The organism is Candidatus Saccharimonadales bacterium (assembly GCA_039928925.1).
Lineage (GTDB): Bacteria > Patescibacteriota > Saccharimonadia > Saccharimonadales > Saccharimonadaceae > UBA6022.
Genome location: JBDSSF010000003.1, coordinates 120,452 through 145,327, shown reverse-complemented (window position 1 = coordinate 145,327; position 24,876 = coordinate 120,452). Strand labels below are relative to the sequence as shown.

The 24,876-nt window shown below is 39.6% G+C and carries 21 protein-coding genes; 7 read left to right on the top strand and 14 right to left on the bottom strand.

Annotated features, from left to right (window positions below; all coding sequences use genetic code 11):
• Positions 1-120 precede the first annotated feature (120 nt).
• Positions 121-2,250 carry a glycosyltransferase gene (locus tag ABIS22_03085; protein MEO7740875.1) on the top strand — a complete coding sequence of 710 codons (2,130 nt, stop codon included), beginning with the start codon at positions 121-123 and terminating at the stop codon, positions 2,248-2,250.
• Here ABIS22_03085 and ABIS22_03080 read toward each other — a convergent pair.
• Positions 2,245-3,597 (bottom strand): hypothetical protein, encoded by a 1,353-nt coding sequence (locus ABIS22_03080; GenBank protein MEO7740874.1) that lies wholly within the window; start codon positions 3,595-3,597, stop codon positions 2,245-2,247. The genes ABIS22_03085 and ABIS22_03080 overlap by 6 nt on opposite strands.
• A gap of 65 nt (positions 3,598-3,662) precedes the next feature.
• Between ABIS22_03080 and ABIS22_03075 the strand changes: the two genes are divergently transcribed.
• Positions 3,663-5,549: a glycosyltransferase family 2 protein gene (locus ABIS22_03075; GenBank protein ID MEO7740873.1), complete on the top strand. Its 1,887-nt coding sequence runs from the start codon at positions 3,663-3,665 to the stop codon at positions 5,547-5,549.
• Positions 5,550-5,554: 5 nt separating this feature from the next.
• Here the strand turns inward: ABIS22_03075 and ABIS22_03070 are convergent, their stop codons facing one another.
• Together ABIS22_03070 and ABIS22_03065 are read right to left on the bottom strand one after the other, a co-directional pair.
• Entirely contained in the window at positions 5,555-7,186 is a 1,632-nt protein-coding gene (locus tag ABIS22_03070) for a hypothetical protein (protein ID MEO7740872.1), read from the bottom strand.
• Positions 7,187-7,248: 62 nt separating this feature from the next.
• A complete protein-coding gene (locus tag ABIS22_03065; protein MEO7740871.1) occupies positions 7,249-7,827 on the bottom strand; it encodes a hypothetical protein in 579 nt (192 codons plus the stop codon).
• 84 nt (positions 7,828-7,911) lie between these two features.
• Between ABIS22_03065 and ABIS22_03060 the strand changes: the two genes are divergently transcribed.
• A complete protein-coding gene (locus ABIS22_03060; GenBank protein MEO7740870.1) occupies positions 7,912-9,231 on the top strand; it encodes a hypothetical protein in 1,320 nt (439 codons plus the stop codon).
• On the opposite strand, the gene ABIS22_03055 is transcribed toward ABIS22_03060, so the two are convergent.
• The 8 genes from ABIS22_03055 to rfbB form a co-directional block, all read right to left on the bottom strand.
• Positions 9,225-10,319 carry a hypothetical protein gene (locus tag ABIS22_03055; protein ID MEO7740869.1) on the bottom strand — a complete coding sequence of 365 codons (1,095 nt, stop codon included), beginning with the start codon at positions 10,317-10,319 and terminating at the stop codon, positions 9,225-9,227. The two genes, ABIS22_03060 and ABIS22_03055, sit on opposite strands and share 7 nt — an antisense overlap.
• Before the next feature lie 71 nt (positions 10,320-10,390).
• On the bottom strand, positions 10,391-11,239 hold the full coding sequence (gene rfbA, locus ABIS22_03050) for a glucose-1-phosphate thymidylyltransferase RfbA (GenBank protein ID MEO7740868.1): 849 nt from the start codon (positions 11,237-11,239) through the stop codon (positions 10,391-10,393).
• A gap of 90 nt (positions 11,240-11,329) precedes the next feature.
• The gene (locus ABIS22_03045; GenBank protein ID MEO7740867.1) at positions 11,330-11,701 is read right to left on the bottom strand and encodes an EamA family transporter; all 372 of its coding nucleotides are present in this window, start codon (positions 11,699-11,701) and stop codon (positions 11,330-11,332) included.
• Between the two features lie 25 nt (positions 11,702-11,726).
• Complete coding sequence (locus ABIS22_03040) at positions 11,727-12,449, bottom strand: glycosyltransferase family 2 protein (GenBank protein MEO7740866.1); 723 nt, start codon at positions 12,447-12,449, stop codon at positions 11,727-11,729.
• Complete coding sequence (locus tag ABIS22_03035) at positions 12,436-13,095, bottom strand: methyltransferase domain-containing protein (protein MEO7740865.1); 660 nt, start codon at positions 13,093-13,095, stop codon at positions 12,436-12,438. The genes ABIS22_03040 and ABIS22_03035 overlap by 14 nt, the downstream gene beginning before the upstream one ends.
• Positions 13,095-14,705, bottom strand: coding sequence for a glycosyltransferase family 39 protein (locus ABIS22_03030; protein ID MEO7740864.1), 1,611 nt, complete (start codon positions 14,703-14,705; stop codon positions 13,095-13,097). The genes ABIS22_03035 and ABIS22_03030 overlap by 1 nt, the downstream gene beginning before the upstream one ends.
• 168 nt (positions 14,706-14,873) lie before the next feature.
• On the bottom strand, positions 14,874-16,274 hold the full coding sequence (locus ABIS22_03025) for a bifunctional dTDP-4-dehydrorhamnose 3,5-epimerase family protein/NAD(P)-dependent oxidoreductase (GenBank protein MEO7740863.1): 1,401 nt from the start codon (positions 16,272-16,274) through the stop codon (positions 14,874-14,876).
• A 3-nt stretch (positions 16,275-16,277) separates the two neighbouring features.
• Positions 16,278-17,276 carry a dTDP-glucose 4,6-dehydratase gene (gene rfbB, locus ABIS22_03020; protein ID MEO7740862.1) on the bottom strand — a complete coding sequence of 333 codons (999 nt, stop codon included), beginning with the start codon at positions 17,274-17,276 and terminating at the stop codon, positions 16,278-16,280.
• Between the two features lie 201 nt (positions 17,277-17,477).
• On the opposite strand from rfbB, the gene ABIS22_03015 reads away from it, so the two are divergent.
• Together ABIS22_03015 and glmS are read left to right on the top strand one after the other, a co-directional pair.
• On the top strand, positions 17,478-17,915 hold the full coding sequence (locus tag ABIS22_03015; GenBank protein ID MEO7740861.1) for an adenylyltransferase/cytidyltransferase family protein: 438 nt from the start codon (positions 17,478-17,480) through the stop codon (positions 17,913-17,915).
• Position 17,916: 1 nt separating this feature from the next.
• Positions 17,917-19,737: a glutamine--fructose-6-phosphate transaminase (isomerizing) gene (gene glmS, locus ABIS22_03010; protein ID MEO7740860.1), complete on the top strand. Its 1,821-nt coding sequence runs from the start codon at positions 17,917-17,919 to the stop codon at positions 19,735-19,737.
• Here glmS and ABIS22_03005 read toward each other — a convergent pair.
• Positions 19,724-20,842 carry a glycosyltransferase gene (locus ABIS22_03005; GenBank protein ID MEO7740859.1) on the bottom strand — a complete coding sequence of 373 codons (1,119 nt, stop codon included), beginning with the start codon at positions 20,840-20,842 and terminating at the stop codon, positions 19,724-19,726. The two genes, glmS and ABIS22_03005, sit on opposite strands and share 14 nt — an antisense overlap.
• Complete coding sequence (locus ABIS22_03000) at positions 20,842-22,278, bottom strand: sugar transferase (protein ID MEO7740858.1); 1,437 nt, start codon at positions 22,276-22,278, stop codon at positions 20,842-20,844. The genes ABIS22_03005 and ABIS22_03000 overlap by 1 nt, the downstream gene beginning before the upstream one ends.
• Positions 22,279-22,320: 42 nt before the next feature.
• Between ABIS22_03000 and ABIS22_02995 the strand changes: the two genes are divergently transcribed.
• Together ABIS22_02995 and ABIS22_02990 are read left to right on the top strand one after the other, a co-directional pair.
• Positions 22,321-23,673 (top strand): hypothetical protein, encoded by a 1,353-nt coding sequence (locus ABIS22_02995; GenBank protein MEO7740857.1) that lies wholly within the window; start codon positions 22,321-22,323, stop codon positions 23,671-23,673.
• Positions 23,630-24,019, top strand: coding sequence for a hypothetical protein (locus ABIS22_02990; GenBank protein ID MEO7740856.1), 390 nt, complete (start codon positions 23,630-23,632; stop codon positions 24,017-24,019). Before ABIS22_02995 ends, ABIS22_02990 begins: the two co-directional genes overlap by 44 nt.
• 324 nt (positions 24,020-24,343) lie before the next feature.
• Here ABIS22_02990 and ABIS22_02985 read toward each other — a convergent pair whose 3' ends face one another.
• Positions 24,344-24,748: a hypothetical protein gene (locus ABIS22_02985; GenBank protein MEO7740855.1), complete on the bottom strand. Its 405-nt coding sequence runs from the start codon at positions 24,746-24,748 to the stop codon at positions 24,344-24,346.
• Between the last annotated feature and the right edge of the window lie 128 nt (positions 24,749-24,876).

Here is a 24,876-nt window from a genome sequence, read left to right as displayed (position 1 = left end):
ACTTACGACGTCGCAGTTTGCGTAACAGCACATAGAGAGGGTATTCTTCTATTTAAGACCCTCTCATCGATTGCAGAGGGTATCAGGTATGCTAGGGATAATAATGTAAGAGTGGAATGTATGATTTCGCTTGATAATGCTAATGAGACTACTATAAAATCATTAAATTCATTTATAGTTGAAAATAATGATATTAAACTTAGTGTTTATATGAATAGCTTTGCCGATATAAGCAAATGTAGGAATTTTTTAACAAGTAAATCTGACTCGACCTACATATCTTTCTTTGATGGTGACGATTTTTTCACTGAAAACTATCTATATGAAGCCTTCACGATTGCTGAAACACATAGTGAGCCAGGCATATACTCACCACGATACTTACTTGTATTTGAAAATGATAATTACCTCGTTGAAAAGCTTGATAACGAAACTTTCAAACAGATACCTAAAAATATGTTTGAAATAAACTACTATATAGGGCAAAGCTTCATACATCATAAAGTTCTTAATAAAATTCAGTTTGAGCCAACTGGAGATGGCTACGGTACAGAAGATTGGCATTTTAGTTGTCAGGCAATAGCGCAGGGCTATAAATTCTATAATGTACCCAATACAATCTTTTTCTATCGAAGGAAGAAGCATGGAAGTTTACTAAATGCACATTTAGGATCAGATTCTGTTATAAGACCGAGTAATTTATTCTATCCAAAGAATTTTATTAAGCTACAGAATCAGAATAGCGATGGCCATTTGAGCGACAAGGTTGTTTTGAAAAAAAATAAGATTTCTGTAAAGTATGTCGCTAAGAGGCTACAGAAAAAGATTGAAAATTACGAACTCCTTAATCACTATACTGTTGTGCAATACTCATTGCATAAAAATATAATGAGTGTATTAAAGCAACGTTACGGTCGATCCATTTCTCAGTCGGTGATTACAAAGGAGACTACTCGCATACCCGAAAGATTCACATCGATAGGCTTTAATGAAGAGACTATGGAACTATGGGGGAAGATTAATAAATTTGAACCTATGGTGCGCAGTTCTGAGGATATGTTACGTAATCTCCCTGTTGTATCCTACCCAATCGAATCTGCAGTAAGTGATATGTATTTACGATTCTGCCTCGAGAACATCGATTCGTCGATTAGTGATATTGTTCTTGTGCCACACCTAACTAAGGGTGGTGCTGATCTTGCTGCAATCAACTTAGTCAAAGAACTAAGTAAGAATTCTAAAGGCGAGAAGGTGCTTGTTGTGACGACGATAAATGCGGAATCGCCATGGCTGGGTCGTTTAAGTGAAATGGATAATGTCATATGTATTGAAGCAAAAAACTTTTTGACAGATGCCGACGATAATAAGCTACAATTATTTATCCTGAGAATTATTCAACATTGGGGAGTTGTTCGCCTAAATATTATTAATGCCGAGACAGGTTACAGGCTGGCAACAAGGTATAGCCGTGTAATACATGATTCTGGATGTTCAATATATCTCCATACTTTTGCTTTTAATATGACATCGGATGGCTATCTGTATAATGTTATCTCAAACGGTATCGTAGAAGCTTATGACGGCGTTGATCTATTCATAACAGACTCAGATGCTTACAGACATCAACTTCATTTAGTAGACGGCTTTGATCTGGACAAGACGAAAGTCCTTTATTCTCCATATGAAACAAAGATAAGACAAAAAACTGAATATAAAAAAACGAGTAAGGTACTATGGGCAAGCCGATTATGTGATGACAAACTTGCTTATCTACTACCAGAAATCGCAGCCGTACTGGAACCGCATGGCATATCAATTGATGTGTATGGAGTTATGGATAAGAATTACAGCGACTACGACCGCTTTAAGCGTTTAATAAAATCTCACCCAAATATTAATTATGCTGGTTCTTACGATGGTTTTTCATCGATAGACGTAGATATATATGACATGTACCTTATAACGAGTAAAAACGAAGGGCTTCCATTTGTAGTACTAGAAGCGTGCGCGAGTAACATATATCTAGTCGCCGCTGACGTCGGCGGTATACCAGAATGTATTGATGGTGTGAATGGACTTCTTGTTAGGGATAAGTTCGATGCGAACGCGTATTCAAAAGCGATACTTAGTGCCTATACTACGAATCAATTCTCCGATAAAATAATGATCAATAAGTCAAACAAGAAAGTTCTCAGTAGACATTCACCGGCAAACTATAAAAAACGTGTGACTGAAATATTAGACCTATAGTTTCAGATGACTTGAGTTTACTGCATATGTATCACTGATATCGCTACCATCAATACCCCATGATCCGATTATTTTATCGGCATGTTCACGATAGTACTTAACTTCATCGTTAACATTTTTGCTATCAATATACCATGGCTCATGCTCTGCCACAAAAACTCCTCCAGTTCGAAGTGCTGGACCTATAACGTATGGCGTCCCAGGACGATAAAGTGCAAACGTAGTGTCGGTTTCTGCATCATACACATCAGTTTCAACCTCAGATACCCAAAACTGCTTCTCCCATGATATGACGTGTTGTTTAAGGTCGTAGCTATCTGGTAAATTATCAATACGAAGACCAAAACCTACCTTAATTCTTTCAAGGTGATCATTTAGTAGACGTGCAAATAATTTCACCGCACCATGTGCTTCTTGTGAAGGAATCACATCTGGGTCTGTAACTATAAATGGTTTATCGGCCGCATATAACTGTACTATACCTTCTTGCCATGGAGCGGTATGGCCAGCATTTACATTAAGTCGAATCGTTTGATATGGCGAATTACGAAAGTATTCTAATAACGGAGGATAGGTTGAGGCATTATCTATAAAAAATATGTTCTTCAAGTTTTCATCCTCAAGCCACTTTACTAGTTTTTTGAGCGGCGTCACACGATCCCTACAAATGATAAATACTGGAATGTCGTTGGAGTATTTTACTCTAAGTACATTACGGCTGAGACGATATGCACGTTTTCTTCTACGATAGTCTCCAACCCGATATTTGATATGATAAATCCCGCGTTTAAATATAGCTACGTATGGCCTCATAAAAGTGTAAGAATCAACTACGGGATTCAGTGTTGATGCTTGCGAGTCGGGTATTATGGATAGCTTTAGTTCATGATCAGTAAGCCTAACGAGATGTTTTATCGAATCAATCTTATCTATAAAATTGATAATAAACGTTTTTCTACAAGCAACGTAGGGTGTCATTTTTAGATGTCTTAACCCTATTTTTTTCTCTAAGAAATTAAGGCTTGCTGGCAGTAAAAAGAGCTTATCATTATATCGGCTGATATCATCCTCGATTTTATTATATTCTGTGAGTATTGCTTCTAGGGTGGTGAATATGATCCATTCACCGCTTGACGTAATAACGGCAGTTTGAAGTGATTTGATTTGATTTGAGCCCGTAATATGTCGAATATAACGATGTTCATTAACTACGGGGAGATTATCACCGTAAAAAAGTATTTCACGCTCATCGCCATTTTTTTTTGCACTTGAGACAACACCATTCAAACGCTGGATTATTTCAGGTGAAGGATATGTAGAGTCAACTAGATAAGTATATGCTGCCATTTAATCATAGTATATCTGATAGTTGGGTTTGGATAAAGTATCGAAGTTACATACAATAGAGTAAGATGAAAAAAATCATGAAGTCTACAGCACATCATTCAATAGTTTTAGGAAAGAAAATGCTTAGTAAGCAGCCTAGATTGAAGAATGCATTAAAACGAGCAATTGCCCCGCACCTTCGTGTGAGGGTTAAAGATAACTATGAACGTTGGATTGAGGAAAACTTTCCAGATTTTGTAGAAATAGCAAAGAGTCGGAAAGAAATTACAGGATTTACCTATAAGCCTCTGATTTCGATCATCGTTCCAACCTATAATACTGACAAGAGATTTCTGATAGAATGCCTTGATTCAGTTATTGGTCAAATTTATGAAAATTGGGAATTAATTATTGTCGATGATAATTCACCAAATAAAGAAGTTCGAAAGTACATTGAGACTTATGCTACTACCGATGAACGTATAAAATACTCATTTCTGAAAAAAAACCTCGGTATTGCAGGAGCTACTAACAAAGCAGTTGAGCTTGCAAGCGGTGAATTCGTTGGAATATTTGACCATGATGATATTCTGTGGCCAAATGCACTATTTGAGACAGTTAAATCATTAAATATTGATAAAAATATCGATTTCATATACACAGATGAAGATAAAATTACTGAAGATTCTCATCATCATCTAGGGTATGTTTTTAAGCCAGATTTCAATCCTGATTTTATGCATAGCGTTAATTACTTTACGCATTTTACTGTTGTACGTAAGTCGCTTTATGATGAAATAGGTGGTGAGCGTCCTGAGTACAACGGTGCCCAGGACTGGGATCTTTACCTCCGTATTTGCCAAAAAACAACTAAGATCCATCATATACAAAAAGTTTGTTACAGTTGGCGTATTCACGATGCATCAACTGCGAAAAGTACAGACTCGAAGCCATATGTACTTGATGCACAGAGAGGTGCCCTACTTGATGACCTACGAAGCCGCGGGTATGATGATGCGATCGTGGAGCAGGACAAGCAACACTCAGGATACTGGAACGTGACATATCCTCTAAGAAATAACCCATTAATATCAATTGTTATACCTAGCTTTAACCAATACAAGGTAGTGAAGCGATGTATTGAATCTATCTATAATCAGACAACTTATGATAATTTCGAAATACTACTTGTTGATACGGGCAGCACAGACAAGCGAGTGTGGAAGTATTATGATGATGTAAAAATTCAACACGATAATTTCAAAGTTATAAATTGGTTTGAGAAGCCGTTTAGTTACGCACGTAGTTGTAATGAGGGTGCAAGGCAGGCGAAGGGTAAGCTTATCTTAATGCTAAATAACGATACAGAGGTTCTTACTCGAGACTGGCTACAGCTTCTAGGTGGTGATGCGCAGCGAAAAGAAATTGGAGCAGTCGGCTGTCTATTGTTCTATCCTGACGGCTATCACATACAGCATGCAGGTGTTGGGGTTGGACTTGGCGGTGTAGCTGCAAACTCATTCCAAATGATGACACTTCAACAGCAAATGAGCCAAACGCAGCACCTCTACATCAACACGAAACACAATATGACTGTAGTGACGGCCGCTTGCTTGATGATAAGGAAAAGTTTGTTTGATGAAATTGGTGGCTTTGATGAGAGCTATCGTATAACATATAACGATGTTGATCTTTGCTTAAGGATATATGAAAAAGGATATCAAAATTTATATACACCACACGTACGACTGCTACACCATGAATCGATTTCAGTTGGCGCACCAGATGAACTTGCAAAACGTGATACTAAAGAGATGGATGCTGCCATTGCTAAGTTTATTAAACAGTGGAAAAAATACGTTAAACATGACCCAAACATTAATCAAAATCTTTCAAAAGTTGATGCGTTTTACGATATACCACTTCAACAATCTCTAATAGATGAAAAAGTTAGACTTACTAATCAAGAATAATCAGATTAGGGTTGGTACCATGCGATGCCCTCATCTAAAAATACGCCTTGCGAAATGAGGAATTGACGCTCATTTGAATCAGTCGTATAAAAATGCTCACCTGTCTGTGGACGGTATAGACGAAAAACCGGAGTACCGTTACTAGCAGCATACATCGCAACACCCTCATACTGCCAATTATGATTAGTCGCAAGATCATGTACTTCCGGCCAACTAGTTGTATAAAGGTGTTGCTTAAGACCATCAGAATACATTCTATAGACTACGGTACCCGTTTGGCCTTGAACACTCTTCCACCCAACACCGTCATACGTATATCCGGCACGTATCATTGAGTCGCGCTCGTTGACGTCAGTCGTCCAAAAGTGGACGTTATTAGGGAGGTTTCTAAAACGATATACGAGGTTTTGACCTTGTGCTGGTGCAACCTCTTGTATAACAGGACTGAGTGCACTGAAAACAACACCCTCACTCACGTAGCTAGAAGGGTAATCATATGGCCTAGTCGTCCATACATGCTGTTGATTCTGAGAATTGTATAACCGGTACACAGAATAGCCGCTATTAGAATTTGCAGGATCTGCATAAAATAATATTCCATTTGGAGTAAATGAGCCTGAAAGTGCATTATATTCTGTAAGATTAGTTGTCAGGAACGTAGCACCGCTGGATTTGGTCATTGCATAAACTGGAATATTACCACTGGAGGGCGAAATTTGATTTCGACTTAGAAATATCATTCCAACATATCCGTATCCTAGGTTATTGACGTAGTAATTTATATCTCCGAAAGAAGTTGTGATCACCTCTGAACCATCAGGCTTACGCGCCTTCCATACACATGAGAGTGAGGTGTTTGTCGCAGCATCACAACCCGGTATGTTTGTTGTATGAGTCGTACCAAACCAACGAGTGAATATTGTTTCAAAACTATTAAAGTGGGGAGTGTAGTTGTAGAGAGCAGCCGTAGGCCCATTTGCTACTTGGATTGAAGTCCCATCAATATTTGCTATCCCATCATAATATTGTATACTACCATTCTGAACCCGTGCTCGATTACCTTGAGTCATGAACCCGCCATACGTTACTGCGCCATCGTCTAGCCAAGATATATCACCATATGCACGATGCGCATCAAAACTTAGCTGCCATGCAGCATGATTTACTTGACGCGAAAATGTTGCGTTCTGCTCTCTTTGAACGCATGTTTTCTGATCATCACCAATACCAATATTAGGGTATGATTTCAAAGCATTTTCACTACTGTCAGGACAATTGTAGCCCATAGCTGAGTTATATACTGTCCTAGAACATCCATAGCGAGCATTTCCACTAACTATACCCTGTTCTTTTTCGAGGGTAGCAAGAATAACTTGAGGATTTATGTGGTACAACTTAGCAGATTTCCAGATAATTCTAGCAGCTGATACATCACCTCCGTAGACCGTATAGCTTATAGGTTCATTCCATGTAGCCGGGCTAAGTCCAGCAGGATAGTTTGAGGGTCTGAGGCAACTTCCTGAAAAAGCGTTAATGAAATTATTGATTTGATCCTCGCTCATCGCATCTTCATTACCAAACACACCGTCGCTGATAATATCACTTTGACTAGCCGCTACTGTCTTATTCAGTAACATCAAAGGAGTGAATATTGACACTAGGACTAAAACGCATACACTAACTTTCAGGAATTTTTTTTTCACTGCATCACCTCAAGCTTAGTGGGATCAGTCGACTGAGCACTTAGTGAGCCGTTCTTTGCTATGGCCGTAACAGTCCATGTGCCAGCAGTAAGGCCAATATCTTGTAATTTCCAATCCCAGGTTACGTTACCACTTGCATCTGCAGTCTTAGCTATGAGTAGTAATGTTTGATTGTCCTTTGTAAATTCAATAACACAACTAGCACCTGGGGTTGTCGAACAAACAGAATTCATAGTGTTTGGTGCAGGTGAGCCATTAAGGTTAGGTTTATGGTTACTCACAAACGTACCTACTGGTGTTGACGGTGTTTTAGACGGATCAATTACGACGTTATTACTAGGCGAAGATGACCCATCCTTAGAGCTACCTATTGAAGGACCTGTTGTTGGAACGGTGGACGGTGTCGGGACGTTTGTTGTTGGGTTTGTAGACTCCGACCCATACTGAGTTTTGCGTGAGTTAGCTGATTGTTGTTTTATGTAAAAATAAGTAAATAAGCTTGCACCTAACAATAACAATATAATAACTATAATGATATAAGCTTTTTTGTTTGATTTACTTTTTTTTATTTGCATGGATTATTCCTTTTTGTATATACATATTTTAACGTAAACATAACAAGTATGCAACTTTCTATAAAAAAGTGTATAGTTATACTTATGCGAACTACAAAGATTATTACAAGCCTATTTGTTGCAGTAATTGGGATTGTTATTTACTCTGCTCCAGTCAATGCCGTCACAACTGCAATTTCTCCCTATAGCTGGGATCCTGGTCTCTATGCGACAAAAGGCCAATTTAATGACACTGCACACTCATGGGGTCGAAGAGCAACAAGTGGCGCATGGGGCACTGGTGCTGTTAATTATCAGTCAGGTTCAACAACAAATTACAGAGGTAGCTCATCAGGAAAACTGGACGTCGTACTCAAAGGTTCTTATTGCCCGTCTGCCTGCACGTATGGATCAGGCTCGGGCTACAAAGGACTGGTTCAGCTATGGAATGATCCAAACAATTTTATTGCTTTTGGTCTCATCAAAGATCCAGGTGTTTCACCTAATAGCCCTACTTTAATGATTGAAGGCTCGGCGAACGGTAAGCCAGTAGGTGGCTATTGGCCAGCAAATGCGATTACTGGCACATCTCATTTATTCACCGTTGAATGGGGACCACAAGGTATCAGTGTTAGTGTTGATCATAATGTGACTCTAGGTCCATATCCTGTGGCAGCATCTAATCCCTCGATATCCTTACTCGGTGCCGCGAGAAACACTGGAGATATAGCAGACACGACATTTGAAGGTATTAACTTCTCGCAAGGATCGGTAGTTGCAGACCCTATATATGTACCGCAAGGAACACCTTATGTAACTTACGATGCTCGTCTCACGGAAAATGGTAGTGGAACCGGTTACTCATCCTATGTAAATGTACATGACGCCAATAATAATGCTCTTTCGTTAGGGATTCAAAGCGACACTGGAGCACCAGAGTCTCGCGGAGCACCGTATTATGTATGGGAAAGGGTTCAAAATGGTCAATTCACGTACCAGTATCTTTCTCCTGCAAGTAATAACCCAACAGACGTTACGCTTAAGTGGTGGAAAAGTGAGGATGTTGCTGTGTACTATGTAAGTGGAACTCCGATTGCAAGCATTCACACACACTTAGATCCAAGACTATTCTTTAGTGCGGAAGGAAACGCTCGTAAAAACGGCGATACATTGAACAGTAAAGTTGAGAATGTTCAAATATCAGCTGGAGATCAATGTCCTCAGTATTGTGGACTCTCAGGTACTTGGAATACGACAGACTTTAACTTCTATGGGCTTCGAGCCACAAGGACAAACAGTACAACACAAAATGGAGCAAACTTTAGTTTAACCGGCACGGTCTCCGGTCTACCTGCAAACGGTGACTGGGATTCATATCTTGTAGCTGGTATTGGTATGATCGCTCAAAATTGGAATGGTCAGTAAACGTAGTAGGCAACTCCTTCGTATCGCCATACATCCAAATGTTTCATTAATTCATTCTTCTCGTTTTCATCGGCAGTGAATAGGTGTGACTTGAGTCCTTCGCTGTAGAAACGGTACACGGGGCGAGTAGATGGTTCACTAGATCTTGCTGTGCAGAAACTAACACCTTCATATTTCCATGCGTCAGGTGGGTATGTTGACAGGACTGAGCGTTCGTTCTCATCCATCGTGTAGAGGTGTACTTTTAACCTTTCACTATAGAATCTATACACCGATTCATTTGCAGCACATCCGCTTGTAGACTTTACTATATATGCCGTGTTTTCATAATTCCAACCAGGATCAGTTCTTAAAATATTAACTTCATTGACATCAGCTGTATATAGGTGGTGCTGTGTTATAGGACTATAGAATCGATAAACCGAAGGGCTAGCAGGTGGGATTGAAGTACTACATGCGTCGGCTATAAAACGGGTTGATCCCCAAATTCCGTTATTAAATGTGTTTGGGCCGTTAGCTGCAAAATCTGGTGCACCGCAAATCCGAGTATTATGTGCAGCGTCAAATGGTATCTGGTTATTGTTATTACTGCACATAGGCGATGACCATGCCTGAAGATGAATGTGTGCTACGCCATTATTCTGACGTTGACCAGGTCCTGCAATATTACCAACAGCTTGATAATTATCTACTAGAGTACCTGGCGTGAGATTACTATCTATATGGGTCATCATCACACTACGACCGTCTAACGCAGTTACACATAAACTACCCGAACTTGCAACATACCATGATACAGAGCCAGTGAACGGTGCTCTTACGACTCTTCCTGTAGCAGCATTATCACATCCAGAGTTTGTTAAATCGAGTGCTAGGTGGCTTGAACCGTTATGTGTTCCGGATGCATTTTCAAAGCCTTGGCAGATATTCCAGCTAGAGCCAATATCAAATGGTGGATAAAGATTTCCCGGTGAATCAGCATACGCTGGGGATATATTTAAACAGGCAATAGCATATACAAATATGATTGCAAGGAATCCCTTAAGTTTTATCGAAATAATAGGTATGTAATTTTTATCTAACTGCATTATGTATATTATACACCTAAGCATAACTATGTTCTGGTGAGCATTATTTTGAAGTCATGACTAAAAATACTTTAAATCAAGTAATTTCCATATCCGGATTTTTTGAGTGGTTCAGCAAGGTCTCTTAACTGACTATCTGTTATAAAACCTTCACGACGTGCGATTATCTCTGGGCTACCGACAGTTAGACCTGTACGGTTTTGAATAACACGCACATAGTCCGTTGCTTGGCTCATAGACTCAATTGTACCGGTATCTAGCCATACGTCTCCCTGATCGAGTGTTGTAACTGCAAGTTTGCCGCGTCTAAGATACTCCTCGTTAATCGAGGTAATTTCTAGCTCACCTCGAGAACTAGGTTTAACATTTTTTGCAATTTCAACGACCTCGTTATCGTAGAAGTATAGTCCAACAACAGCAAAGCTAGATTTTGGTGAGGCAGGTTTTTCTTCAATACTAATTGCAAGTCCATGTTCGTTGAACTCAACAACTCCATAGCGCTCAGGGTCAGAAACTTCATACGCAAATACAATACCACCGCTAGGATTGATACAGCTCTTTAATGATTCACTTAGTTTATGACCATGAAAAATATTATCACCGAGTACGAGCGCTACTTTATCATTACCAATAAACTGTTCGCCGATAATAAATGCCTGTGCAAGACCATCAGGCGAAGCTTGTGTGGCATAGGTGAGTGAAATACCCCAATCCGAGCCATTACCGAGTAAGCGTTGGAATTGAGACTGGTCAGCGGGTGTCGTTATAATTAGTATATCTTTAATCCCTGCCGACATAAGCGTCGTTAAGGGGTAATAAATCATCGGCTTATCATATATTGGCATTAGCTGCTTGCTAATACCTTTGGTTATGGGCCATAAACGTGACCCTGATCCACCAGCTAAAATAATTCCCTTCATTTGACAATAAACTCCCTAAAAGTATATTTTTCTATGAAATATAAACTAATGGATATTATACCACGCACGTGACGGCAGTGAGTTTTTGTGTCAGGCTGTTCTTGCAATTATGTACACACCAAGAATCACTACAGCAATACCAAGCCATCGTACCAACGGTATGTGTTCTCCGATTATAAAAAATGCAAGAATAGGTGTTGCTAGGTACGTCAATGATAATATTGGCTGCACGTAACTCACATCAAGTCTAGTAAGTAAAAACGTCCAAGCTATTGCGGATAAAAAGTATAATCCTATACCAGCTAAAATTGTAAAATCTGACAGTATACTAATTGCAAATTTTATAACATTTCCAACAGAGTTGATTTCCATGGGACCTAAGTGTGTCACGCCAAGCTTCATTATTACTGCACCGAGCGCGCCAAGTAAAATACTAATAAAAAACACAAGTGGAATAAGCATTACTTCATTTTACCATTAAAAGTGGTCATTTTTTGCCATATTCTAAGAATGGAAATGTAAGAATAAACCAGATCATAGCAACACCTAATTTGAATGCTTTTATAAAACTACCAGTGTAATTCGATTCACCTACTCGCGCCTTATATCTTATGGGGATTTGAACAAAGGGTATATTGTAATGTTTCGTTAATAACATCATTTCTGGTCCGAAAAACCCGGTTTTAACTCGGAAGTCATCCTGCATGGTCTCAAGTGCTGAACGTTTAAGTAAACGAAAAGTGCAACCTACGTCAGATAGGCTGCTTGTTCTGTAAAGAGTTTGCATCATTTTTGCCACAAACCAATTACCATTTTTTAGAAATGGTCCCATATTAGCACCACTTCCAATAAAATTTTTTATGGTTCTTGATCCATAAACAACATCTACATTATCGATGTATGATAAAAATTTGTGAACATCATTCGCTACAAATGTATCATCTGGTTCACAGATAAAGATTAAATCACCAGTTGCTTCTTTAAGTCCCCTCTGAATAGCAGATCCGTAACCAGGTATTTTCTCAAATACTTCAATTGCCGTTGTTTTAGATACTTCTTTAGATGTGCCTTTTACGGCATTATTATTGACTACAATAATTTCATCTATCACACCTGTAGCTTGAAATTCCTCGATAACCTTACGAATGGAATCTTTCTCACTGTAAGTTGGTAATACAACTGATATCTTTACTTTCTTACTTTTTACCATTTTTATTCACCTCAAGAACTAACAGCATCTGTTTGCCCAAAGGACTGATGGGTGCATTTAAATAAGCTTTAGTAAGAAGGTAGCTTTTAGGTATACGAGACTTCATTGTTAGTGGCAAAAATTTAGGAACAATCTTTATTGGTCTAAATCCGTACTCTCTCAATGCATCTACGAGAGATATATGAGTGTAAATAGTTTTGTGCGTGTAGTCGTCAAAGTAATCCTTATATGCATATTTAAAATTTGGACCAATGAGAATTAACTTACCATTTTTTTTAAATCGCTTAAGCAATGCCTTAATGGTTTTATCAAACTCCTCATTATCAAGGTGTTCGAAAAGATTGCTTGAAAAGACAACGTTTAGGGAATTCATTGGAATTGCTTCCAGACTATAGCTCGGCTTATTAATAAAAAATACATCACTATTCATATATTTCTTAACATCAGGTCCAATATCTAGAGCATATTTCTTTTTTGCTTCTATACCATTAATAAAATCACCATAACCAGTACCGAGATCAAGAATACTATCATTTGGATTTATATACACACTGAGATACTCGTTAATAGCACGCCAGACTTTTAAACGTCCTGCGTCGTATTTAAATCTTGATTTATGATAGTTTTTGGCATGAGTTGATGGCATTATTTAGTTGCTCCAGTTGCTTTGTAGATTACAAAATTATTAAATTGCTTTTCTTTTTGTGCATATTTATTTAAAATTTCTCCAATATTTTTATAGTAACTAATGCTATCCTCACCAATCCCCGTCGTTGTTATATAGTAGCGAATTTTCCCCTCCTTTAGCATATGTATTAAGTCATCTTGGAGAGACTTATCAAAATAATAAGCGTAACTTTCTTGATGCCTTCGTTGTGAATATTGACCGACATCTTTCATGGACCAAATGACCTCATCTGGATTTGTGTTGGCACGTATATAAGCCGCTGCGTCATCAATACCAAGTTGCCCGTATAGATACTTAGTAGGGTACGGTGCAGTAGCTTGGATCCTACTAATACTTAATTGGAATCCCATCGAAAAGGAAATTAAAAGTATCAAAAACATTGATGCAACTTTCTTTGTTTCGGATCTAATGACAAGCCAGTATAACGTTAGTGCAATTAAAACAAATAAAATCATATACTTTGCCGAAACAGGAGAGTGATCAAGAAACATTGAATCACCCCACAATGTCTTTTCAATTATGAAGCCAGCTAAGAATGAAATAATAACATACCATATGTTCACTTTTAACTTCAATAAATACTTGTCGTACATAAATATAATTGATAGCAATAACAATCCAAATAGTGGGAAAGGATATTTAAAATATCCACCGAAAGGTGACATAAGACCAATATAAAATATTGTCGTAAGTAATGCGGTTGCAATCAGTAATTTTTTTATTTTATCTTTTTCATTGATTGCCTTATTTGCAAATAGGCTTATTGTCGCAACCCCCAAAACGATGAATAAAGGTATTGTTATCCAATACACAAAAGAATTAAAGTTAGTAAGATTATGGAGGACACCCATTAGTGGGCCTTCTGAGCTTGTGCCTTTAGTAAATGATGCCCATAAAAAAGTGTAGGTATATGATATTGATAGTTTAAGGGCCAAACAGTAAATAAGATAAGTAAATACAAATGTCGTTATACCTAAGACAAAGACTTTAATCGTGAAAAGTAGTGACGTTCGAATACTATTTGATGAAATCCAACTAAGATATAGCAAGAAAACTGGCAATATTAGTGGTGTGGTGAGTTTTGCCCATAGTGCAAGTGCAAAAAGCAATCCGAGTACGATGATTGTTTTATTTTTAAATAGTTGATTATTTAATACATATCTAATTGATGCATAAATGAATAGCAATATAACTAAAGGTAATATAGTCGGGTCAATATCTGGGAGTGTCGCATTTGAAATTGTGTACGGATTGAGTAGAAATAAACCTAATAACAAAGGCTCAAATCGCGAAGCCTTATTGATAAGCAGCCGCATTATTAAGATAAGTAGATAAGCAGACAAGAGAACACATATAAGCCCGAATGCCCTAACGACCGTTTCATTGAAACCGAAAATTCGTATAAATCCAGCGAGAAGATTAATATAAAGAGTTGGGTGATAGGTACCGCTATGATTTGGTTCTTGCTCGCTATGGTAGTATATCGGTACACCAGTCTGGCTTGTTTGGTTAGATACTGTAGGAAAATCCATTTCATCTAAAACGAAACTTTTGCTAGATTGGACCATTACTAGGGTTATGAACATGCCTATGATTACTATCATAGAATATTTTATTACGTTATATTTTTTTAGTTTAAACATTTAACATACCCCATTATATAGCTACAACAAATATACCACATCTTATATAAACAGTCCGAGTGGTTGCAGGATTGATATAAAACAGGAGTGAGCCTACTTTAAGTAGTCGCTAAGAGCTTCTTTCCAGTCTCGTGGAAAAAAGCCAGTACATTTTATCTTCGCAAGATTCAGTAAACTCTGTGAGGGGCGAGGGGCTATAAATTCTTTTTCTTTATAATATTCCATGGTCGTTACTGGAGAAACATTTCTGGCAGACTTGCCGGATAGTATATAAACTTCTTTTGCAACTACAGCCCAGCTAGTTGGATCTCCGTCGTTAGTCAGATTATATGTGCCATATGCTGACCCTGTGTCCAAAAGGTGTTTAATGCCCTTTGCTATATCATTAGTGAAGGATAAACGACCAATTTGATCATTTACGACCGAGGGCTTAATATCACGATCTGCAAGGGACTTCATTGTTAGAACAAAATTCTTACCCTCACCAATTACCCAGCCCGTACGAATAATAAAGTGTTGAGGTGTTGTGAGCGCGGCGATATCACCAGCAGCTTTAGTTTGACCATACACACTAAGTGGCGTAAATGGTTCATCTTCATCGTGAATATCTACAGATCCATCGAAGACATAGTCTGACGAAATATGGACGAACGTAATACCAAATTCAGTACTAATCTTTGCAAGGTTAGCAACCGCTGTACTGTTTGCAAGCCAAGCATGACCACGACCCTCGTCTGTTTCTGCTAAATCAACAGCAGTATAGGCTGCCGCATTGATGATTGTATTATAGTCACGCCAACGGCGGGCAGATACTATATTAGGATTAGTAATATCGAGATCTTCACGTGTCACAAACTCGGCATTGGGAAATTCAAGTCGGAGTGCACGTCCAAGTTGCCCATTTGAACCAGTTACGAGTACTTTTTTAGATTTTAGCGGTGTAACATCGGCAAGTAGTGGGTGCTGTTTATCTTTATCGGATATCACACATTCGCTAAGCGGTATTGGCCATTGTATACCAAGTGACTTATCAAACATACTAACAAATGCATATTGTGCATCGGAAGACCAGTGGTCATTCACAAGGTAGCTATAGACAGTGTCATCCTCAAGTGTCTGGTAGCCATTGGCAACACCAGCAGGCACATAAATTGCTTTGGTTGGATCCAATTTTGTAGTGAAAACTTGTCCGTATGTCTTACTGTTTTCACGAATATCTACCCAAAATCCAAACACCTCTCCATTAGCTATCGAGACATATTTATCCCATGGTTCAGCGTGAATACCACGTGCTACACCGCGCTTATCGTTGAATGAAATGTTATTTTGTACTGGTCCAAAGTCAGGTAGACCCAGTGCGGTCATTTTATCTCGCTGCCAGTTTTCCTTAAACCATCCACGAGCATCACCGTGAACAGGTAGGTCGAAGAGAAGTAACCCAGGTATAGAAGTTTTAGTTATGCTAAGTTCTTTTCCGAATTCAATATTAGACATTAACTATTGGCCTTTTTCGGCATAAGCAGCTTCAATCTTTGCTTTTTCATTTTTCCACCAATCTTCATTTTGCGTGTACCAATCTATCGTAGCCTGTAGACCCTCTCGCAAATTAGTGTACGCTGGTGTCCAGCCAAGTTCGGTACGAAGCTTTGTGCTATCAATCGCATAACGCTGGTCATGACCAGGACGATCGGCAACATGCTCGTACCCGGATCGATTCTTACCCATAAGCTCCAGGATAGTTTCAATAATATATTTATTGTCTTGTTCACCGTCGGCACCAATGAGGTATAGCTCACCGGAACGGCCTTTGTCGAGTATTGCATGAACAGCAGAGTTATGGTCATCAACATGAATCCAATCACGGACTTGTTCCCCAGTTCCGTATAGTTTCGGCGTAAGACCACTGAGTATGTTAGTAATCTGACGGGGGATAAACTTTTCAATATGTTGCAGGGGGCCATAATTATTTGAGCAGTTTGAAAGCGTCGCCTGAATACCAAATGATCGAATCCAAGCCTTGACCAGTAAATCCGAACTTGCCTTACTGGAGGAGTAGGGACTTGATGCATTATAAGGTGTTGTTTCTGTAAATTTAGTCGGGTCATCGAGTTTAAGGTCACCATACACTTCGTCGGTTGAAATGTGATGGAAACGTTTTGTATGTTTTCGTACAGCCTCAAGAAGTGTGGCAGTACCTACTATATTACTGTGAATAAATGGCCAGGGGTCACGAAGGGAATTATCATTATGTGATTCTGCAGCAAAATGGACGACAATATCCACATCACTAACAAGTTTATCGATCAGTTCCTGGTCGCATATGTCTCCAGTTACAAAATCAATCTTATCTAGAACACTAGCGAGACTATCTGGATTACCAGCATATGTAAGTTTGTCGATAACGGTAATGTCATACTCTGGTCTATTTTTAAGTGTGTAATGCACAAAGTTCGATCCGATAAAACCCGCACCGCCCGTAATAAGTAGTTTTGTCATATAACTATTATAGTAGCAAAATGAATTTAAGGTCTATTGTGGAAAAGTAACATAACTATATATGTGAATAATACAACAAATAATATAGTTACTCTAATCCATAATACTGCTTTGAATTGTCGTATAATAGATAGTATGATTCATACCATTTGCGGTAAGTCTTCAAAGTCCAGCGATTAATTTAAGAATTAAGGAGAAACAATGAAGATTATTATAGAGAGTGGTTTTTTTAACCCGCTCCATGGTGGACATCTTGATATGATTGAAGCTGGCGCAAAGATGGGCGATAAACTTATTGTTATTGTAAATAATGACATCCAGCAAGTGATGAAAAAAGACAAAGTGATCTTAAGTGAGCAAAACAGGGCGAGATTAATCGCTGCAATTCGGTATGTCGACGAAGTTGAAGTGTCCATTGATAATGATCAATCAGTCATTAAGACTCTACAGAAAATTGCAAAAAAATATCCTAAAGATACATTAGTATTTGCAAACGGTGGTGACAGAGATTCTGAAAATTCAATTCCTGAAAGTGAGGTATGTCACCACTACGGAATTGAACTAATATTTGGTGTTGGCGGAACACACAAAGCAGATTCATCAACTCGCATCAATCAAGCATTAGGGCATAGTAAATAATATGTGCGGTATTGTTGGTTATATAGGAACCAGAAATGCGCAGAGCATACTGACTAGTGGTCTACGACGTCTTGAATATAGAGGTTATGATTCAGCGGGTGTCGTAACCTTAGATGTATCAGGTCATCCGACCTTGCTTCGATCGAAGGGTAAGGTAGCCGAACTTGATAGTCAACTACAGGCGAATCAAAAAGATGATTCCGTAGGTATAGGGCATACTCGTTGGGCAACTCACGGTGAACCTTCTGAGGCAAACGCACATCCTCACAAAGCGGGAGATATATACCTAGTTCATAACGGTATTATTGAGAACTATAAGGAATTAAAAGCAGAACTAAAAGAACATACTTTTGTCAGTGAGACTGATACTGAGGTTCTTGCTGCTCTTATCAATTCATTTTACGATAATCAAACGAGTCTCATTGATGCTGTTACGCAGGCTCTGAAACTTGTAAGTGGTACGTATGGCATTGCCGTTGTCTCGGTGAGACAGCCTGATGAAGTTATCGTCGCAAGATCCGGGAGTCCGCTTATTATTGGTATTGGCAAACACGAGACGTTAATCGCTAGCGATGCCTCGGCACTCATTGGTCATACTTCACAGGCAATTTATCTCAATGATGGTGAAATGGCAATCTGTACAAAAGATAATGTTGAACTCCGTGATCTTGCTGCACAGCCAATCTCTGCAAAAGTTGAAACTATTGAAGTTGATATGCAAGCAATTCAAAAGCAAGGCTATGATCACTTTCTTCTTAAGGAGATTAGCGAACAACCACAAACACTCAGGTCTACTTTAAATGGTCGAATTGTACTCGATGAAAAACGCATTAAACTCGGTGGACTTAACATGTCAATTGATGAACTACGGGCAATTAAACACGTCACAATTATTGGCTGTGGTACTGCATATTACGCTGGCCTACTCGCATCATATTATTTAGAGAAATTAGTTGATGGTCTTACGGTTGACGTCGCTACTGCATCTGAATTTCGCTACAGATCATTTCACCTCCCTGAAGAAACAGTAGCCTTAATTGTTTCACAATCAGGCGAGACAGCTGATACACTCGCTTGCCTTCGAGAGATCAAGCGTAGGGGTACACGAACGCTTGGGATTATCAATGCGGTTGGTTCAACTATTGCCCGTGAAGTTGACGGTGGTGTGTATGTGCATGCGGGGCCTGAAATATCTGTTGCGAGTACAAAAGCCTTTACTTCACAGGCCGCAGCTATGATTATGTTTGGTATTCAAGTAGCCCAATCAAAGGGCGCTAGCTTACAGGAGACAGCGGCGTATGTTGAGGAACTTGCCATACTCCCAGATGAGATTGAATCTGTCATTAAAAAGCATCAGGAAGAAATTAAAGCAGTTGCAGAAAAATACGCTCATCATGAGCATGCGCTCTTCTTAGGTCGTGACACGGCTTTTCCAGTCGCACTTGAAGGCGCGCTTAAATTAAAAGAGATCAGCTATATTCAAGCCGAAGGATATGCGACGGGTGAGCTGAAGCATGGACCAATTGCGCTAATAGATGATCGTTTTTTTGAAGTAATTATTCTTAACGAAGGCTGGCTATTTGATAAGTCACTTAGTGGACTTTCTGAAATTAATGCACGCGGCGGTCATGTGATTGCAATCACAAACAGTAAGAAAGAAATTGATGCTGAAACAGTCATTCGAGTAGATACGAAACTGGATCTCCTTTCGCCTATGGCATTAAATGTCGTGCAGCAATTATTCGCTTACTACGTTGCAGTTGCACGAGGTAACGACGTCGACCAGCCGCGTAACCTCGCTAAGAGCGTTACCGTCGAGTAGTACGGTCACCGACAATCTTTTTTATCTGTGTGACAAATAGACTTTTATCAAAACGTTTTGATTTACGATGTAGCGTTGCGGGTAGGAAGGTAAAGTCGTCGAGTCGTTTGATAGCTCCAATGAGTGAGTCAACGGTTTGCTTGTCAAACAAAACACCCGTTTCGCCGTCTTGAACTATATCAAGCGCACCACCTTTTGCGTAGGCTACCACGGGTGTGCCCGCAGCAAGGCTTTCAACTGCAGACATACCAAAGTCCTCTTCGTTTGGGAATAGAAACGCCTTACTGTGCTGAGCAATAGTGACTAGCTCTTTGTCGCTTACGCGTCCAGTAAACGTAATAGTAGGGCCTGCAAGTTTTTTAAGTCGATCTGTATCAGGACCTGAACTAATGACCTTCAAGGGTAGGCCAAGCTTATTGCATGCTTTAATAGCTAGATCAAATCGCTTATATGGTACGTGTCGTCCCCACATTACAAAACCTTGACGGTCAGTTTTTGGAGGTGGAGTAAATTTAGCGGTTTCAACTGGTGGATACACGATCGTACTCGGCCGACCATAGTATTTTTTTATACGCGACTGAGTTACTGTTGAGTTTGCAATGAAATAGTCCACACCCTCAATTGATTCTAGGTCAAGTTTACGCATCCATCTTACGAATGAAGGGATAAAAGGTCGAATAACAGGAGTGAGCAGACCAAAGTTAAACTCATTTTTAAACTCTTCGTAATGACTCCAGTAATAGCGTGTCGGAGTATGGCAGTAGCAAATATGAACCGCATCGGGTCTTTTTTTAACAGACTTTGCCTCAGCACTGGCGGTGCTTATAATAATGTCATACTCACTAAGATCTAACCTGCGAAATGCAAACGCGCGAAGTACAGGCCAAAGAACATGTTTATAACGAAGTGATTTTGGTAAAAGCTTTTGGAGATAGGTTGTCCTTACGTCACAGCCATCAAAAGCTGGCATTGCATCTTTGTTGTAGACAGACGTATAGATAGGAGCATCTGGATATATATTGTGTAATTCTAGTAGTAATGGCTCGGCGCCGCCCATATTGGTAAGCCAATCAGTAACGATAGCAATTTTCGGAGCTTTTGCCACTACTTCGCACCTCTTTTATTTAGAACGACGCCAATGGTTTTAAAGAGTATTTTAATATCTAACCAAAAACTCCAGTTTTGTGCATAGAAAAGTTCTAGCTCGATACGCTCATCGAATGATAAGTTGCTTCTTCCAGACACTTGCCATAAACCCGTAATACCAGATTTAACACTATGGAGAAGTGCTGTTCGATTTGGTGAGAACTTCGCCTCCTGGGGCAGAATAGGACGAGGACCAACAAGGCTTAGATCTGCCTTTAATACATTTACCAGCTGAGGGAGTTCATCAAGTGATGTGTTTCGTAGGAATCTACCAAATTTAGTGATTCTTGGATCATGTTCAACCTTGTGGTTTTTTGTGTACTCATCAGCTAAATCCTGGCGACCCATATCAATGAATTCAAGGCTCGCGTCTTTCTTGCCATATTTTGCGCCCATACTGCGGAATTTAATGAGGTTTACAGGTTTTGAGAATTGACTCAGTCGCTTACTGACATAAAAGATTGGCCCAGGGCTAGATATGAACTGAATAATGATAATAATCAAAAATACAGGAGACAGGACGACGAGTAATAGGAATGAAACGATTACATCAAAGACCTGCTTAGTTATAGCACCCCAACCGATTAACGGAGTTTGGCTTACGGTAATCATTGGATAGCCAAGGAAAACATCGACTGTATTTTTACCAGCATAAAACTCAGGTTCACCTGGAATAAAATTATAGCTAATATGACTTGTTTGAGCAGCACTTAATATACGTTGATTACGCTCGGTTGAATCATAAAGGTCTGTTTGAATGATTGTGGTGATTCGCAGTGATTGAATACATTTTAATGCCTCTTCGACAGACGTAAAATGTTCTACCTCAAGGCCAGGAGGAATAACACGTTTTGGTCCCGCGATAGCAATTATCTTATAGCCACTTTTGTGGGTCTCAGCGAGATTACTTGCGATGTCTTTTGTTGCACCACTATCGCCAACAATAAGGACACGACTGATACCACGATTGAAGTAGAATAGCAGGCTTCGAGTAATGCGGAGCACCTCACGTTCGAGAAGAATGAGTAAGAACGAGGCAGCAAAAGCGTAGACAGTTACGAGGCGTGCCGGGAAAAGACTTTTGCCACTTATATACTCCCATCCAATGACAAGAAGTATACCTATAAATGTACCAAGCGCAATCTTACCCCATTCAACCAAACGTCGATTGTAGGTATTCGACTGGTAAAGCCCGAGCGTAGCAAAGATAATAATCCAAAAAGGTACGATAAATATAAAACTAGTGAGGTAGTCAGTTGCATAAATATGATTGAGGAGTGGGCGAGGGTCATATTGAACCCTAAGGACATATGCTGCCGCAAATGCAATTAAAAGAACGATAAAATCAGCGAATATAAGAACTAAACTGTAAAATTTGGTGTTTTTGGTTGGCATTAGTGCTGCTATTATACCATTTTTTACGTTACACTAGATGCTATGGTAGATAGTCACGATCCAGGTAAGAAACTAAGTGTTTCAGAGAAAGTATTTGGCCTCATATTGATCGTGGTCTTTGCGGGTATTGTTGTTCATGCACCACTAAGCGTTGGGCTAGGAACATTATTTCCTGACTACACTTTACTTATAAAATCATGGAAAGAAATCCTTCTTTTAGTCGCGTCTGTCATCGTTATTATAATTATTAGTAACCGCAAGATGTGGATAGAGTTATCACAGGACATCTTATTACGGCTAGTTGCCGCATATGGGGCGCTACATTTAATACTTGCAGTTGCATTTCGTCACAGTATCAGTGAAACAAGCGCTGGGCTGGCGATTGATTTACGCTATGTATTATTCTTTTCGCTTGTATATATTCTTGTAAAGATTGCTCCACGGTATCGAAAATTGATCTTATGGACGAGTGCATTCGGAGCGTTTGTCGTCGTAACGTTTGCAGTGATGCAGTTATTTTTACCAGCAGACATTCTCAAATACATTGGGTACGGTAATGATACGATAGTTCCGTATATGACGGTTGATCAAAATGCTAGCTTCGTTCGTATCAATAGTACACTCCGAGGGCCAAATCCGTTAGGTGCATATGCTGGTATGGTACTTACTGTTGCGACTGCTTTTTCACTTAGTCGAGTGAAGAAGCTTGATATTCCTCGGATACGTTATTTTGTTTACTGGCTTGCTTTTGCGGCTAGCGTGGCTCTTTGGGTCAGCTATTCGAGAAGTGCGCTCATTGCTGGTATTGGTGCGGCATCGTTTGTTATTGTAATAAAACTTGCACCACGGTTTTCTCGCCGAATTTGGATCATGTCGCTAATTATTATTTTTGCTTTAGTCGGTGGCTTCGTCGCAGCAAAAGATAACTCAGTAATATCAAATGTTGTTCTTCATAAAAATCCTAATGGTGGAAGTAGTGTTAGTTCTAATGATGGTCACATCTCATCTCTTAGTGATGGACTGCGTCGAGTTGTCACACAACCAGTTGGTGCGGGTATCGGTAGTACTGGTTCCGCATCACTGTTTGGTGATGATAGCCTCATTATCGAAAACCAGTATCTGTTTGTCGCGCATGAATCTGGTTGGCTCGGGCTAGGTTTATTTATCGCACTATTTATTATCATTCTTGGTCGCTTATGGAAACAAAGACGTGATTATTTGGCGCTTGGCCTCTTTGCAAGCGGTATAGGGCTTGCCTTCATTGGACTGTTATTACCAGTTTGGGCTGACGATACTGTTTCAATTGTTTGGTTTGGTCTAGCGGCTGTTGCGATTGCAGGAAAGGAAATTCATGGAACAACAAAGACCAACAAAAAAGCAACGAGAACTACTTAGTTTCATAGATGGTTTTATCAAAGGCACTGGCTATGGCCCAAGCTACCGTGAAGTTATGCGCGCACTTGAGTATAAGTCTGTTTCAACAGTTGCCACTCATATTGACGGCTTAATCACACGAGGGTTCTTACGCAAAACTACTCACTCTGCACGTTCACTCGAAATGGTTATAGCCGGTCCAGCTGAAGTGAAAAAAACACACGCGGTTCGAGACAGCCATATAGCGTGGCTAAAATCAGAAGTCGATAAACGAGCAGACGAAACATCAGTTGAATCACAGCAACAACTTGAAGTTCTAAAAGGTGCTCTGAACATACTTGACCAACCAGAGGCAGAACAGGTATAATGACCCTTGTACATTGATAAATCGACAACCAAATTCTTGGCCGTAATCCGGCATAGCTCAGTGGTAGAGCGGATCGCTGTAAATTGCAGCCCACCAGCGTAATCTGGTGGTGAAGAACGGGGTGAATTGCGGGAAAGCTACGTCTTTTATAGATATGCTGATCCGCAGCCAAGCTTTATAAGTAATTATATTGAAGGTTCAGAGACTATTCCGCGAGGAAGTACCTCCTGATTTATCGGGCGGGAAGCGCCCCGCACCCTAACTTGAAAGAGTGGGTGATGAGATAGTCCACGCCATTATGAAAATAGTGGATACGTGTAACGATTAGGTCGCTGGTTCGAGCCCAGCTGCCGGAGCCAAGTGTTTGTTTGTTGATTTTTGAAAATGAAGCTGTTGAAATAACTTCTCGACAGCTTCTTTTTTATGTAAGCCAAGTTCAATCTCACGATGGCAATTAGCGCAAACAAGAATACATTTTTTAATTTCAAGCTCTATAGCTGACCATGAGCGAGAGAACCCGCCACCACTGATAGCAAATAACTTTGATGTTGGATCAACGTGGTGAAAATCTAAAACGCCAGGATGTTTGTCATAGTGGCAGATGACGCACGAACTACCCATGGTCGCTATTGCTCTTAGCTTGAGTAAACGACGTCGTTTTGTGACGGCTAACTTTAGGTACTCAGCACGATCACGATATGTTCGTAACTCCCTTCTTATGGTAGACATAATCTGATTATACCACTCAAAAATATCAAAAAGAATAAGCAATGGCAATTACATACTTAACACACCCAATAGTATCGCGACCAAGGACAATGCAAACCCAACTGCCTGTAATCTATTGCCCCAAATAA